This window comes from Pseudomonas sp. BIC9C (assembly GCF_034541995.1).
In the GTDB taxonomy this organism is placed as follows: domain Bacteria; phylum Pseudomonadota; class Gammaproteobacteria; order Pseudomonadales; family Pseudomonadaceae; genus Aquipseudomonas; species Aquipseudomonas fluorescens_CC.
The window spans coordinates 322,441-337,330 of sequence record NZ_JAWDGM010000003.1; the positions used below are offsets into that span (position 1 = coordinate 322,441).

Consider the following 14,890-nt stretch of genomic DNA (forward strand, 5'->3'; position numbering starts at 1 on the left):
GTGGCTTTTGTACAACTCGCCGAGGGCGAACTGCATTACCAACTCGATGGACCGGTCGATGCGCCGGTGCTGGTGTTGTCCAACTCCCTGGGCACGGACCTGCACATGTGGGATGCGCAAGTCCCGGCGTTCTCCGAACATTTTCGCGTGTTGCGATTCGACACCCGCGGTCATGGCCAATCGCTGGTGACACCGGGGCCCTACAGCATCGAGCAACTGGGCCGCGACGTGCTGGCGCTGCTGGATGCCTTGCACATTGAGCGCGCGCATTTCTGCGGTCTGTCCATGGGCGGGCTGATCGGCCAGTGGCTGGGGATCAATGCTGGCGAGCGCCTGAACAAGCTGGTGGTGTGCAATACCGCGGCGAAAATCGGCGATCCATCGGTATGGGACCCGCGTATCGAAATGGTGCTGCGTGATGGTCAGGCGGCCATGGTTGCCCTGCGCGATGCATCGATTGCCCGCTGGTTCACCCCGGATTTCTCCGAGGCCAACCCGGCGGCGGCCAAGCAGATTACCGACATGCTGGCGGCGACTTCGCCTGAAGGTTATGCGGCCAACTGTGCAGCCGTGCGCGATGCGGATTTCCGCGATCGATTGTCTTCGATCAAGGTGCCGCTGCTGGTGGTTGCCGGTACAGAAGACGCGGTCACGCCGCCATCCGGCGGGCATTTCATTCAGGAGCATGTGCAGGGCGCCGAATACGCCGAGTTCTATGCTGCGCACCTGTCCAACGTGCAGGCCGGCGCTGATTTCAGCGAACGCGTACTGGCGTTCCTGCTGGCTCGTTGAGGGGAATTCCGTGGACGAGAAACAACGTTACGACGAAGGCATGAAAGTCCGTCGCGCGGTACTGGGCGACGCTCATGTCGACCGCAGCCTGACCACCCTGACCGAGTTCAACTCGGAGTTTCAGGAGATGATCACCCGCCACGCCTGGGGCGACATCTGGACCCGCGAGGGCCTGCCGCGCCATACCCGCAGCCTGATCACCATCGCCATGCTGATCGGCATGAATCGCGAGGGTGAACTCAAACTGCACCTGCGCGCAGCGGCCAACAACGGTGTCAGCCGTGGCGAGATCAAGGAAGTGATCATGCAGAGCGCGATCTATTGCGGGATTCCGGCAGCCAATGCGACGTTCCACCTGGCCGAGTCGGTGTGGGATGAGTTGGGGGTTGAGTCGCGGGAGTAGATCCGGCGATTTTTGTTGCTTGAGCCGACGCCATCTCGAGCCTGCTCGCGATGGTCGTTAACGATAACACGTGCTGTCTGGATTCACGCGGCGCCCTCAAGACCATCGTCGGATCGCCGCCCGGAGCAAGCTCGCTCCTACACGGCAAAAGAAAACCCCCGACCCGCCAGAGGCTGATCGGGGGTTTCGAGTAAGCGTCTTGCGACGCTTACTGGCTCAGCTTATTGGCAAGCTTCGCAATCCGGCTCGTCGATGGCGCAAGCCTTCGGCACTGGAGCAGGGCCGGCTGGCGCTGCCAGGACCGAATCTTCACCGTGGTTGCCGCCGCTGGAAACAGCGTTCAGCTTGCCGGTGTTGATGGTCGACTTCTCGGTGCTGGTCGCAGCCAGGGCACGGAGGTAGTAAGTGGTCTTCAGACCACGGTACCAGGCCATGCGGTAGGTCACGTCCAGCTTCTTGCCCGAAGCGCCGGCGATGTACAGGTTCAGCGACTGAGCCTGGTCGATCCACTTCTGACGACGGCTGGCGGCGTCGACGATCCACTTGGTGTCCACTTCGAATGCAGTCGCGTAGAGCTCTTTGAGTTCTTGCGGGATGCGCTCGATCTGCTGCACCGAACCGTCGTAGTACTTCAGGTCGTTGATCATGACCGAGTCCCACAGATCGCGAGCCTTCAGGTCGCGAACCAGGTACGGGTTGATCACGGTGAATTCGCCCGACAGGTTCGATTTCACATACAGGTTCTGGTAGGTCGGTTCGATCGACTGCGACACGCCGGTGATGTTGGCGATGGTCGCGGTCGGTGCGATGGCCATGATGTTCGAGTTACGAATGCCTTTCTGTACACGGGCGCGAACCGGTGCCCAGTCCAGGGATTCGTTCAGGTCGACATCGATGTACTTCTGGCCGCGAGCCTCGATCAGGATCTGTTGCGAATCCAGCGGCAGGATGCCTTTGGACCACAGCGAACCCTGGAACGTCTCGTACGAGCCGCGCTCGTCGGCCAGGTCGCAGGAAGCCTGGATCGCGTAGTAGCTGACCGCTTCCATCGACTTGTCGGCAAACTCGACGGCAGCGTCGGAGCCGTAAGGGATGTGCTGCAGGTACAGCGCGTCCTGGAAGCCCATGATGCCCAGGCCGACCGGACGGTGCTTGAAGTTGGAGTTCTTCGCTTGCGGCACCGAGTAGTAGTTGATGTCGATCACGTTGTCGAGCATGCGCACGGCAGTGTTCACGGTGCGTTGCAGCTTGGCGGTGTCCAGCTTGCCGTCGACGATGTGGTTCGGCAGGTTGATCGAGCCCAGGTTGCAAACGGCGATCTCGTCCTTGTTGGTGTTCAAGGTGATCTCGGTGCACAGGTTCGAGCTATGGACCACGCCAACGTGCTGCTGCGGGCTGCGCAGGTTGCACGGGTCTTTGAAAGTCAGCCATGGGTGGCCGGTTTCGAACAGCATGGACAGCATCTTGCGCCACAGGTCTTTGGCCTGGATGGTCTTGAACAGCTTGATCTTGCCCGGGTACTCGGTCAGCGCTTCGTAGTACTCGTAGCGCTCTTCGAAGGCCTTGCCGGTCAGGTCGTGCAGGTCCGGCACTTCGGACGGCGAGAACAGGGTCCACTTGCCGTCATCGAAGACGCGCTTCATGAACAGGTCAGGGATCCAGTTGGCGGTGTTCATGTCGTGGGTACGACGACGATCATCACCGGTGTTCTTGCGCAGCTCGATGAACTCTTCGATGTCCATGTGCCAGGTTTCCAGGTAGGCACAGACAGCGCCTTTGCGCTTGCCACCCTGGTTCACTGCAACGGCGGTGTCGTTGACCACTTTCAGGAACGGCACGACACCCTGGGATTTGCCGTTGGTGCCCTTGATGTACGAACCCAGCGCACGAACCGGGGTCCAGTCGTTGCCCAGGCCGCCTGCGAATTTCGACAGCATGGCGTTGTCGTGGATCGCGTGGTAGATGCCCGACAGGTCATCCGGAACGGTGGTCAGGTAGCAACTCGACAGCTGTGGACGCAGGGTGCCGGCGTTGAACAGGGTCGGGGTCGACGCCATGTAGTCGAAGGACGACAACAGGTTGTAGAACTCGATGGCACGGTCTTCACGGGCTTTCTCTTCGATCGCCAGGCCCATGGCCACACGCATGAAGAAGATCTGCGGCAGTTCGAAACGCACGCCATCCTTGTGGATGAAGTAGCGGTCGTACAGGGTCTGCAGGCCCAGGTAGGTGAACTGCTGGTCGCGCTCGTGGTTGATCGCCTTGCCCAGTTTTTCCAGGTCGAATTCGGCCAGCACAGGGTTCAGCAGTTCGAACTCGATACCTTTGGCGACGTAGGCCGGCAGTGCCTTGGCGTACAGGTCGGCCATTTCGTGGTGAGTGGCGCTCTCGGCCACACCGAGGAAGCCCAGGCCTTCGGCACGCAGGGTGTCCATCAGCAGGCGCGCGGTCACGAACGAGTAGTTCGGCTCGCGTTCAACCAGGGTACGGGCAGTCATCACCAGGGCGGTGTTGACGTCGTTCAGGGCCACGCCGTCGTACAGGTTCTTCAGGGTTTCGCGCTGGATCAGGTCGCCGTCGACTTCTTCCAGGCCTTCGCACGCTTCGGTGACGATGGTGTTCAGGCGGCCCATGTCCAGCGGCGCCAGGCTGCCGTCGGCACGGGTGATGCGGATCGACGGATGAGCGTTGACCGCTTCCTCGGCCGGCGCACGCACGGCACGTTCCTTGGAACGGGCATCACGGTAGATCACGTAGTCGCGAGCCACTTTCTGCTCGCCGGCACGCATCAGAGCCAGTTCGACCTGGTCCTGGATTTCTTCGATGTGGATGGTGCCGCCCGATGGCATGCGACGCTTGAAGGTCGCGGTGACCTGTTCGGTCAGGCGGGCAACGGTGTCGTGGATTCGCGACGAAGCGGCAGCGGTGCCGCCCTCAACTGCGAGAAACGCTTTGGTGATGGCGACGGTGATTTTGTCATCGGTGTAGGGAACGACAGTGCCGTTACGCTTGATCACGCGCAGTTGGCCAGGCGCGGTGGCGGACAGATCCGAATTCGAATCAGCGGCCTGCGGCAAGGTGCCCTGCGGGTTCTCGCGAGTTGTGTCGGTTTGCATGGGGGAGTGTCTCCACATTCTCTATGTTTGTTTGGGCACCATTACGGTGCCCACCGTTCCGTCCAGAAGCACTACAACCGGCGAGCGCCGGGCATAACAACTTCGGGACAGTAGGAAGGGGGCTTTATCGGGCGCCGCTTCCATGCCGAAGTCTTTGGTCTCACGCCTTGAGCCTGAAACCGGGGTCCATTGCAGGTGACAGTCGGGACTGCAACACCCGTACCGTTTTCACCACTCGGGGCCGAAATACAGTAGCCATCCGCACGCGCGGTTTGGTCTTTCGAAAATACGTTTGGTTCAACCGGACAGAGGCAATAATAGCGCTTGAAATTGGTGTCTGGTTTGTGTTTGGTTTTTTGCGCAAAACCCCATATCTAGGGTTTTTTTAGCGCCGGGCTACAAGATAATGCGTTTTAGGGGGGGATTGCAACGTACTACCTGTGGATAAACCTGTGCGTAAATTGTGTGTGAAAGAGGGAACCGGCGTGTAGGCCGCGACACTGCTGGACCGGACCTTTTTTCAGCGATTTTCTACGATCGAAATCGGTCGATCGGATTTTTAAGGGCGCGAACCCTATCACAAAAAACCCTGTTGTCCGAACGCATTTACCCGCTTGTGTTCTCGACGGGCGGCGTTTATACAATCGGCCCAGCGTGTATACATATTTATCCTCCCGAATCATTACAAAAAGACGGGTGGATCCTTCCTTATCAGTGTTTTTGGCAAGCAGAGGTCACCCGTGGAGCAAGAAGCCTGGCAGGTATTGATTGTGGAGGACGACCAGCGACTGGCCGAACTGACCCGCGATTACCTGGAAGCCAATGGCCTGCGTGTATCGATCGAAGGCGATGGTGCGCTCGCTGCGAACCGCATCATCAAGGAGCAACCGGACCTGGTGATCCTCGACCTGATGCTCCCCGGTGAAGATGGCCTGAGCATTTGCCGCAAGGTCCGCGCCCGATTTGACGGCCCGATCCTGATGCTCACCGCCCGCACCGATGACGCTGACCAGATTCTCGGCCTGGACCTGGGGGCTGACGACTACGTGTGCAAACCGGTACGCCCGCGTCTGCTGCTGGCGCGCATCCAGGCCTTGCTGCGTCGCAGTGAAACGCCCGAAGTCACCCCGGAAAAACAGCGGCGTCTACAGTTCGGCCCGTTGATCGTCGACAACGCCTTGCGCGAAGCCTGGTTGCAGGGCAACGGCATCGAGCTGACCAGCGCCGAATTCGACTTGCTCTGGCTATTGGTGGCCAATGCCGGGCGCATTCTCTCCCGGGAAGAGATCTTTACCGCACTGCGAGGCATCGGCTATGACGGTCAGGACCGCTCCATCGATGTGCGCATCTCGCGCATCCGCCCGAAGATCGGCGATGATCCTGAGCATCCACGGCTGATCAAGACCGTGCGCAGCAAAGGCTATTTGTTCGTTCCCGAGGCTTGCGTAGACCAGACCCTGTGAACTCGATCTTCCTGCGCATCTATGGCGGCATGTGCGCCGCGCTGATTCTGGTGGCGGTGCTCGGCGTGCTGGCGTTGCACCTGCTCAATCAGGTGCGTAGCGAGCAATACCGCGAACGCCTGGCCCACGGCACGTTTTCGCTGATGGCCGACAACCTGCAACCGATGAACCAGACCGAGCGCCACCGGGCCTTGCTGGTGTGGGAGCGGCTGCTGGGCATTCCGCTGGCGCTGAAAACCTTTACCGAGACTGACCTCGACCTTACCCAGCGTACTCGTGTGTTGCGCGGCCAGGCATTGGTGGAGCAGACCGGGCCGCACGCGGCGAAGGTGTACAAGCTGGTCAGCGACAAGGAGCAGTTGATGCTCACCGGGGAAGTGCAGCAGATCAGCGAGCAACTGGCCCGGGCGACCATCTACCTGTTGACCGATGAACTGGTGCGGACCCCGGTAGCCGACCAGCCCTTGCGTCTGGCGCAATTGAAGGAAAGCAAGGGCTTCGGCTTCGACCTGCGCCTGGTCACGGTTGACGAGGCGGACATGGACGAAGACCAGAGCCGTCGGGTGTCCGAGGGCGACACTGTGATGGCGCTGGGCAAGGGGGGCGATTCGATCCGGGTGTTTGCCGGCATGGTCGGCACGCCGTGGGTCCTGGAAATCGGTCCGTTGTACCAGATGAATCCTTATCCCCCGGAATGGCTGGTGCTGATCGCCGCGCTGGGCCTGACACTGATCGGCCTGATCGTTTATCTGCTGGTACGTCAGCTCGAGCGCCGCTTGCGTGGCCTGGAGGCCGCGGCCACGCGCATCGCCAAGGGCAGCCTGGAAACCCGCGTGCCGGCGCGCGGCGCGGATTCCGTGGGGCGCCTGGCCTCGGCCTTCAATGGCATGGCCGAACACTTGCAACAGTTGCTGGCGATCCAGCGCGAACTGGTGCGCGCGGTGTCCCACGAATTGCGCACGCCGGTGGCACGCCTGCGCTTTGGCCTGGAGATGATCGGCTCGGCCACTACGCCACAAGCCCTGGAAAAATACTGCCAGGGCATGGACCACGACATCGAGGACCTCGACCGGCTGGTCGACGAGATGCTGACCTACGCACGGCTCGAACAGGGTTCTCCGGCGCTGAACTTTCAGCGGATCGATCTGGATGCCTTGGTCAATCAAGTGATTGAAGAGCTGGCGCCGTTGCGCGCCGACGTCACGGTACAGCGCGGGTTGTGCCTGTCGGCGGCCGATAACGACGACGCCTGGGTCGAGGCCGAGCCACGTTATCTGCACCGGGCGATCCAGAATCTGGTGAGCAATGCCATGCGCCATGCGCAATCACGGGTGACCATCAGCTATCAGGTGGGGCAGCAGCGATGTCGGGTGGATATCGAGGATGACGGGCCGGGGGTGCCGGAATCGGCGTGGGAGAAGATCTTTACGCCGTTCCTGCGTCTCGACGACAGCCGCACCCGTGCTTCGGGAGGCCATGGGTTAGGCCTGTCCATTGTGCGACGCATCATCCATTGGCACGGCGGGCGCGCGTTGATCGGCAAGAGCAAGAGCCTGGGCGGGGCGTGCTTCAGTCTGAGCTGGCCGCGTAATCAGGAGAAGCGTTAAGCCTTGTGTTGTCTGTTGCGGCCTCATCGCGAGCAAGCTCGCTCCCACACTGGATCTATGTCACGCCACAAATCTCTGTGGGAGCGAGCTTGCTCGCGATGGGGCCCGAATAGGCGCCAATAAATCTCAGGCCCTGATGCTGACCAGACTCAACAACTGCCCATCCCTGACCCCGAACTGCGCATCCAGCTCGGTGCCGTTGCGCCATTCGCGAGACAGATCCGTGAGCAGTCGCAACCGCACCTCACCCGACTCACGCCACTCCAGCACTTCGGCGTGTTCGAAATAAAAACGTTGCTGAACGATCGGATAAAGCGCCTTGAACAGGCTTTCCTTGACCGAGAAAGTCAGGGTGACCAGCAACGCCCGTTGATCGTGCTGACCGGCCGCCATGCGCTGTAGCTCCAGCGGATTGAGGATTTCACCGGCCAGGCGTTCGGCCCGTTCGGCATTGAGCAGGTTTTCCAGATCCATGCCCAGGCCGCGCCAATGGCTTTTGTTCGCGACAATCGCCGCGGCCAGGCCAGTGCTATGGGTGATCGAACCGGTGATATGGGCAGGCCAGACCGGTGCCCGGTCTTCGCCGATGGCCGGAATGAAGTTCAACCCTTCGAGCCGCTGTAATGCGGCCCGGGCGCACACCCGCCCGGCAAGAAACTCCGCCTGCCGTTTGGCGACAGAGCGCTGAATGCTCGCCGGCGCCTCCACAGTGCTGCGCTGAAAGTCATCACTGGCCAGTCGGGTGCTATCGAAGTGAGTGCTCAACAGGACCGTATCGGGCAGCACAAACGGCAGCGGCCAATGGTCATCGAGGGGGGTGCAGCAGACGGGCAGGGCAGGCGTGGAGTTCATGCCGGGCATTTTGCCGGGTTGCCCTGGCGCTGGGTAGTGGCCGGTAGTTTTTGTGGCGAGGGGGCTTGCCCCCGTTCGGCTGCGAAGCAGTCGTAAATCCTGTAACCGCGCTTTGTCTGACACAGTGCGATTGCAGGTCTTGGGTGGCTTCGCCACCCAACGAGGGCAACCCCCTCGCCACAGATGACAGGGTTATCCAAAGATCTTCTTGAAAAACGCCTGCATGTCCGCCCAGGATTTTTCATCCGCAGCCTTGTTGTAGCCAATGTCCGGCCCGCCATGTTCGCCATGGCCAAGTCGATCGGCATCCGGGTTGGTGAAACCGTGCCTGGCACCGTCGAGGCTGACGAGTCTGTAGTCGGCGCCGGCCTTGTCCATCTCACTCTTGAATGCCGTGATGTTTTCCTGGGTGACGATGCTGTCCAGTGCCCCGTGTTCCACAAGGATCTTCGCCTTGACGCTGCCTGGCGTTGCCGGCGTATTGGTCGCCAGCGCGCCATGGAAACTCACCACGCCTGCCAATGGCAGGCCCTGTCTTGCGGCATTGAGCACCACGCCACCACCGAAGCAGTAGCCGATGGCGGCGATTTTATGCGGATCGGTTTGCGGTTGTTGCTTGAGCAGGTCGAGCCCGGCCTGAAACCTCGCACTCGACACGGCACTGTCTTTTGCCACGGCTTGCATGAAGGCCATGGCGTCTTTGGGGTGCTCGGTATTTTTGCCGTCACCGTACATGTCAATGGCCAGGGCGCTGTAGCCCAGGCCGGCGAGATCCCGGGCGCGACGCTTGGCGTAATCGTTCAGGCCCCAGAACTCATGCACCACTACGACTCCGGGGCGCGGCCCCTTGAGGGCGTCGTCGTAGGCGTAGTAGCCAATCATCTTCGTGCCATCGGCACTTTGGTAGGGGATTTCCCGGGTCTGGATGGCGGCCTGGCTGAGCCCGCTCAAGGCCAGTAGGAGGATGGCGAAGAACATGCGCATGGTCGGAGCTCCTGTTGAAATGTGTCGAAACATTCGGGAAGGGGCGGTTCAGCCCAGGTTCAGAGTGCGTTCAGGGGGAGTTCAGGGCTCGGTGCGTAACCTTGCCCCGTACCCAAAAAACAAACGGCACATGAGGACACTCCCAATGACTGGATTCAAAAAACTGCTTCTGGCATTCACTGTACTGGGCGCAAGTACCACAGCCTTCGCGTCCAACGACAACTTCGCCAGCCTTACTCTTGGACAGACCAGCGACAAGGTCAAAAAATCCCACGCCCTGAACGACAACCTGAATCACCCGAACGCCGATGGCGTGATCGGCAAGGACACCACCTGGGGTGTCCGTCTGGGCCAGCAAAACACCAAGGGCCGGTACTACGCCACTTACGACAATGTGTCGGGCTCGCACAACGGCATTAAACTGCGTCAGGAAAACCTCCTGGGCAGCTACGATCTGTTTTACCCGGTGGGCGGTAGCACCAAGCTGTTCGGTGGTGCCACGGCCGGCCTGACCAAAATGACTCAGGAGTCGCCAGGCTTCAGCCGCGACAGCGATATCGGCTATGCCATCGGTGGCCAGGCGGGTGTGCTGCAACAGGTTTCGCAGAACACCTCGGTTGAACTGGGTTACCGTTACCTGCGCAGCAACGCCAGCACCGAGATGAGTGAACGCGGTGGCAGCAAGCGGGGGTCGCTGGACCTGACCAGCAGCGCCCAGACTTACCTGTCCGCCAACTACGCTTTCTGACAAGCGTTTCGCGAGCGGCCTGCGCCGGATCAACCCGAGGGGCTGATCCGGCGTTGCCATGTTAGCTATCAAGGTGCGACGTTGCGCCTTTGGAGATGTTGATTTGCCCGGGAGAACGTTATGAAACTGCTGGTCGTCGAAGATGAAGCGCTGCTGCGTCATCACCTGAAAACCCGCTTGACGGAGAGCGGCCACGTGGTCGAGTCTGTGGCCAACGGGGAGGAGGCGCTGTACCAGACCGCGCAGTTCAACTTTGACCTGGCGGTGATTGACCTCGGTCTGCCGGGCATGAGCGGGCTCGACCTGATCCGGCAGTTGCGCTCAGGTGGCAAAACCTTCCCGATCCTGATCCTCACCGCGCGTGGCAACTGGCAGGACAAGGTCGAAGGCCTGGCCGCCGGTGCCGACGATTACGTGGTCAAGCCGTTTCAGTTCGAAGAACTGGAGGCTCGCCTGAATGCCTTGCTGCGCCGCTCCAGCGGCTTTACCCAGTCGACCATCGTTGCTGGTCCGTTGCTGCTGGACCTGAACCGCAAGCAGGCGTCCCTCGACGATCAGCCGTTGGCACTGACCGCGTATGAGTACCGCATTCTCGAGTATCTGATGCGTCACCATCAGCAAGTGGTGCCCAAGGACCGCTTGATGGAGCAGCTCTATCCGGACGATGACGAGCGTGATCCGAATGTGATCGAGGTGCTGGTTGGTCGTCTGCGCCGCAAACTGGAGGGACCGGGCGGGTTCAAACCGATCGACACCGTGCGCGGCCTGGGCTACCTGTTCAATGAGCGTTGCACTTGATCCGTTCGCTGCGCATCCGCTTGATGCTCGCCGCCACGCTGTTGGCGGTGTTGTTCATGCTGGCGTTGCTGCCGGCGATGCAGGGGGCCTTCAGCCTGGCGTTGCAAGACTCCATCGAGCAGCGTCTGGCATCGGACGTGACCACGTTGATCTCTGCCGCCCGGGTAGAGAACAACAGCCTGCAGATGCCGGCGCAACTGCCCGACGAACGCTTCAACCTCACTGACAGCCGACTGCTCGGCTACATCTATGACCGTGAGGGGCATCTGGTCTGGCGTTCGAAGGCGACCCGGGAAGAACACATCAATTACAAGCCGCGCTACGACGGACGCGGCAACGAGTTTGCGCGGATCCGCGAAGAAAATGGTCAGGAGTTCTTCGTCTACGACGTCGAGGTCAAGTTGCTCGGCGGCAAAAGTGCAGCCTTCAGCATCGTGGCGCTGCAGCCGGTTCGTGAGTACGAACTGACTCTCGAAGGCCTGCGGGAAAATCTTTATCTGGGTTTTGGCGCAGCATTGCTGGTGCTGTTGGCGTTGTTGTGGATCGGACTGACCTGGGGCTTGCAGGCATTGCGGCGCTTGAGCCAGGAACTGGATCAGATCGAAGGTGGCACCCGCGAAAGCCTCAGTGAGGAACATCCCCGGGAATTGCTGCGTCTGACCGGTTCTCTCAATCGGTTGCTGCACAGTGAGCGTGAACAGCGCAGTCGCTACCGTGATTCCCTCGATGACCTGGCTCATAGCCTGAAAACGCCACTGGCGGTGTTGCAAGGCGTCAGCGAAGACATGGCCCTGCGTCCGGAGGATCGTGATCAGGCCTGGGTACTGCAAACCCAGATCGAGCGCATGAGCCAGCAGATCAGCTACCAGTTGCAGCGCGCCAGCCTGCGCAAAAGCGGTCTGGTACGTCATCAGGTGCGCTTGCACCCGGTGCTGAAAAGCCTGTGCGACACGCTGGACAAGGTCTATCGCGACAAGCGCGTGCACGTCGCGTTCGACCTGCCCGACCCGTGCTACGTACCGATCGAGCAGGGCGCTCTATTGGAGATGATGGGCAACCTGCTGGAAAACGCCTATCGTCTGTGCCTGGGCGAAATACGCATCAGCGTGCGCGAACCCCCCGGCGGCATCGAGTTGTGTGTCGAAGACGACGGACCCGGCGTACCACAGGATCAGCGCGCACGGATTCTCGAGCGCGGCGAGCGCCTGGATCGTCAGCACCCGGGGCAGGGCATCGGCCTGGCGGTGGTCAAGGACATCATCGAAAGCTACAGCGCCAAGCTGACCCTGGGCGACTCACCGATGGGCGGGGCGGCGTTCCGGATTCACTTCCCGGCGGTTTAGATGTTGGCTTTACTGGCTTTATCGCGAGCAGGCCCGAGAGTTCACCGGGTAGCTGAGCCTTGAACCTCAGCTCTCCTGCGCCCGATAAGCCCCCGGCGTCAGCCCCGTCCACTTCTTGAACGCCCGGTGGAACGCCGATGGCTCGGAAAACCCCAGCTGCTCGGTGATCTGTTGCAACGACAGGTCGGCGCGGCTCAGGTGATAAATCGCGATGTCCCGGCGCAACTGGTCCTTCAATTCCTGAAAGCTCGAACCCTCTTCCCGCAAATGCCGGCGCAAGGTCTGCGGGCTGATGTGCAACTGCGCGGCCACGGTTTCCAGGTCGGGCCAGCGTGAACTGTCGCGACTGAGCAGGCGGCGCAAGCGGCTGCTCAAGCTGTCGCCATCGTCCGGGCGCGAGAGCAGGTCGGCGGGGGAGCGCTCGAGGAAATGCTTGAGGGTGCGCTCGTCCTGCAACAGCGGCATGGCCAGGTAGCGGCTGTGAAACAACAGGCTGCTCTGGGGGCTGGAAAACTCGAGCGGGCAGGAAAACAGCAGGTCGTACTCGGCACCGTGTTCCGGTCGGGGGTAGCTGAGCGTGGCCTGTTCCAGGCGAATGCGCTGGCCGATCAGCCAGCTGCCAAAGCGGTGCCAGATCACCAGCAGGCTTTCGCTGAGAAAATGATCCGGATCCCAAAGTTGCGAGTCGTCGAGGCTGAGGCGGACCCATTCATCTTCGCGGCTCAGGGTCAAACGCGGAGCCCCGGGGAATAGGCTATAAAACAATAAGCCACGATTGAGTGCCTTATCCAGGCTGCGGCAGTGAATCACGGCATGGCACATCATCGCGAAGCTGCCCGGCTTGCTTGGGGCTTGCCCGAATCCCAGGTACTCGTCATCCAGCGCCAGCCATAAGGCCTGAATCAGTTGGGTGAATTGCTCTGGAGCGATGCGCGCCCGGGGCTCGTCCAGCAACTCGGGGCTGATCCCCAGTTGTTGTAGCAGGCCCGAATAGTCGTAGCCGTGCCGACGCGCACCGCCCAGGACGGCGCGGGCGAAATGACTGGCAATGGTGCGTTCGCGCATGACAGCAATTCTGATCGTTGAACGACGGATGGTAGCTGTGCAGCGCGGGCGTGAACAGGGCGGATATCCGCCAAATTGCAGGACGACTTTTAATGGATGGGCGGAAATCCGCCACATGATTGTAACCGTCCGGTGACAGGGACATCGCTGCGACCCCTGATATCAAAAGGCTTGCCGGGATTTTGCGCAAGGTGGCACGGGCCTTGCGATACAACGTGCAGATGCCTGCCGTTGCGCAGCTCGAAAAAACAAATCCCTCCAGTGCAGGAGGGTTCGCAATTGCGGTGTTGCGGGCAACAGCTGGATGTTGTCACCGGGCACCCTTGAGGAACTTTGCAATGACGACTCGTCAGCCACTGTATAAATCCCTGTATTTCCAGGTGATCGTTGCAATTGTCATCGGTATCGCACTCGGTCACTACTATCCACAGCTCGGTGTGGCCGTTAAACCGTTGGGTGACGGGTTCATCAAGCTGATCAAAATGATCATCGCCCCGATCATCTTCTGTACTGTTGTGAGCGGTATCGCCGGCATGCAGAACATGAAGTCGGTCGGCAAGACCGGTGGCTATGCGCTGCTGTACTTCGAGATCGTTTCGACCATTGCCCTGCTGGTCGGCCTGGTCGTGGTCAACGTCGTGCAGCCAGGTAACGGCATGCACATCGATGTCGCCACCCTGGATGCCTCCAAGGTTGCCGCTTATGTTGCGGCCGGCGCTGACCAAAGCGTCGTCGGCTTCCTGCTGAACGTGATCCCGACCACCATCGTCGGTGCCTTCGCCACCGGCGACATCCTGCAAGTGCTGATGTTCTCGGTGATCTTCGGTTTCGCCCTGCATCGCCTGGGTGCCTACGGCAAGCCGCTGCTGGACTTCATCGATCGTTTCGCCCACGTGATGTTCAACATCATCAACATGATCATGAAGCTCGCGCCAATCGGTGCCTTCGGTGCCATGGCGTTCACCATCGGTGCCTACGGTGTCGGCTCGCTGGTGCAGCTGGGTCAACTGATGGCGTGCTTCTATATCACTTGCTTGCTGTTCATCCTGATCGTACTGGGAGGTATCGCTCGCGTTCACGGCTTCAGCGTTCTGAAAATGATCCGCTACATCCGTGAGGAACTGCTGATCGTGCTGGGCACTTCCTCTTCGGAGTCGGTGCTGCCACGCATGCTGATCAAGATGGAACGTCTGGGCGCGAAGAAATCCGTAGTAGGCCTGGTGATCCCGACCGGCTACTCGTTCAACCTCGACGGTACCGCCATCTACCTGACCATGGCCGCGGTGTTCATTGCCCAGGCCACCGACACCCACATGGACATCACGCACCAGATCACCCTGCTGGTGGTGTTGCTGCTGTCGTCCAAGGGCGCTGCGGGCGTGACCGGTAGCGGTTTCATCGTACTCGCTGCCACTCTGTCCGCCGTGGGCCACCTGCCGGTTGCCGGCCTGGCGCTGATCCTCGGCATCGACCGTTTCATGTCCGAAGCCCGTGCCCTGACCAACCTGATCGGCAACGCCGTTGCCACTGTCGTCGTGGCCAAGTGGGTCAAGGAACTGGACACCGACGTGCTGCAAGCGGAGCTGGCCTCGGGCGGTCGCGGCATTGCCGACGAGCCTAAAGACGATGTTTTGGGCCACGTCGAAGGGGCAACCCCGACGAACGCCAAGTAAGCCTTGTTGTAATGAAAAACCCGCTTCGGCGGGTTTTTTCATGTCC

The 14,890-nt window shown here is 60.6% G+C and carries 12 protein-coding genes; 8 read left to right on the plus strand and 4 right to left on the minus strand.

Features of this window, described 5'->3' with window-relative positions:
• Both pcaD and pcaC read left to right on the plus strand, forming a co-directional pair.
• Positions 1–792, plus strand: coding sequence for a 3-oxoadipate enol-lactonase (gene pcaD / locus RS887_RS16085; RefSeq protein ID WP_322616109.1), 792 nt, complete (start codon positions 1–3; stop codon positions 790–792).
• A gap of 10 nt (positions 793–802) precedes the next feature.
• Positions 803–1,195, plus strand: a complete 393-nt coding sequence (gene pcaC, locus RS887_RS16090) for a 4-carboxymuconolactone decarboxylase (RefSeq protein ID WP_008016493.1) — start codon at positions 803–805, stop codon at positions 1,193–1,195.
• Positions 1,196–1,416: 221 nt separating this feature from the next.
• On the opposite strand, the gene RS887_RS16095 is transcribed toward pcaC, so the two are convergent.
• Positions 1,417–4,311 (minus strand): ribonucleoside-diphosphate reductase subunit alpha, encoded by a 2,895-nt coding sequence (locus RS887_RS16095; protein WP_322616110.1) that lies wholly within the window; start codon positions 4,309–4,311, stop codon positions 1,417–1,419.
• Positions 4,312–5,051: 740 nt separating this feature from the next.
• On the opposite strand from RS887_RS16095, the gene RS887_RS16100 reads away from it, so the two are divergent.
• Positions 5,052–5,774, plus strand: coding sequence for a winged helix-turn-helix domain-containing protein (locus RS887_RS16100; RefSeq protein WP_322616111.1), 723 nt, complete (start codon positions 5,052–5,054; stop codon positions 5,772–5,774).
• Positions 5,771–7,381, plus strand: coding sequence for an ATP-binding protein (locus RS887_RS16105; protein ID WP_322616112.1), 1,611 nt, complete (start codon positions 5,771–5,773; stop codon positions 7,379–7,381). The genes RS887_RS16100 and RS887_RS16105 overlap by 4 nt, the downstream gene beginning before the upstream one ends.
• Before the next feature lie 126 nt (positions 7,382–7,507).
• On the opposite strand, the gene RS887_RS16110 is transcribed toward RS887_RS16105, so the two are convergent.
• A complete protein-coding gene (locus RS887_RS16110; protein WP_322616113.1) occupies positions 7,508–8,233 on the minus strand; it encodes a 4'-phosphopantetheinyl transferase family protein in 726 nt (241 codons plus the stop codon).
• Positions 8,234–8,425: 192 nt separating this feature from the next.
• Positions 8,426–9,217: a dienelactone hydrolase family protein gene (locus tag RS887_RS16115; protein ID WP_322616114.1), complete on the minus strand. Its 792-nt coding sequence runs from the start codon at positions 9,215–9,217 to the stop codon at positions 8,426–8,428.
• A gap of 145 nt (positions 9,218–9,362) precedes the next feature.
• On the opposite strand from RS887_RS16115, the gene RS887_RS16120 reads away from it, so the two are divergent.
• The 3 genes from RS887_RS16120 to RS887_RS16130 all read left to right on the plus strand — a co-directional run bounded on the left by RS887_RS16120 (position 9,363) and on the right by RS887_RS16130 (position 12,106).
• The gene (locus RS887_RS16120) at positions 9,363–9,965 is read left to right on the plus strand and encodes a hypothetical protein (RefSeq protein ID WP_322616115.1); all 603 of its coding nucleotides are present in this window, start codon (positions 9,363–9,365) and stop codon (positions 9,963–9,965) included.
• Between the two features lie 120 nt (positions 9,966–10,085).
• On the plus strand, positions 10,086–10,763 hold the full coding sequence (locus tag RS887_RS16125) for a response regulator transcription factor (protein ID WP_111281548.1): 678 nt from the start codon (positions 10,086–10,088) through the stop codon (positions 10,761–10,763).
• Positions 10,760–12,106, plus strand: coding sequence for an ATP-binding protein (locus RS887_RS16130; RefSeq protein WP_322616116.1), 1,347 nt, complete (start codon positions 10,760–10,762; stop codon positions 12,104–12,106). Before RS887_RS16125 ends, RS887_RS16130 begins: the two co-directional genes overlap by 4 nt.
• 66 nt (positions 12,107–12,172) lie before the next feature.
• Here RS887_RS16130 and RS887_RS16135 read toward each other — a convergent pair whose 3' ends face one another.
• Positions 12,173–13,171: an AraC family transcriptional regulator gene (locus RS887_RS16135; RefSeq protein WP_322616117.1), complete on the minus strand. Its 999-nt coding sequence runs from the start codon at positions 13,169–13,171 to the stop codon at positions 12,173–12,175.
• A 338-nt stretch (positions 13,172–13,509) separates the two neighbouring features.
• Here RS887_RS16135 and RS887_RS16140 point away from each other — a divergent pair, with 338 nt between their 5' ends.
• The gene (locus RS887_RS16140; RefSeq protein WP_322616118.1) at positions 13,510–14,844 is read left to right on the plus strand and encodes a dicarboxylate/amino acid:cation symporter; all 1,335 of its coding nucleotides are present in this window, start codon (positions 13,510–13,512) and stop codon (positions 14,842–14,844) included.
• The last annotated feature ends 46 nt before the right edge of the window (positions 14,845–14,890 follow it).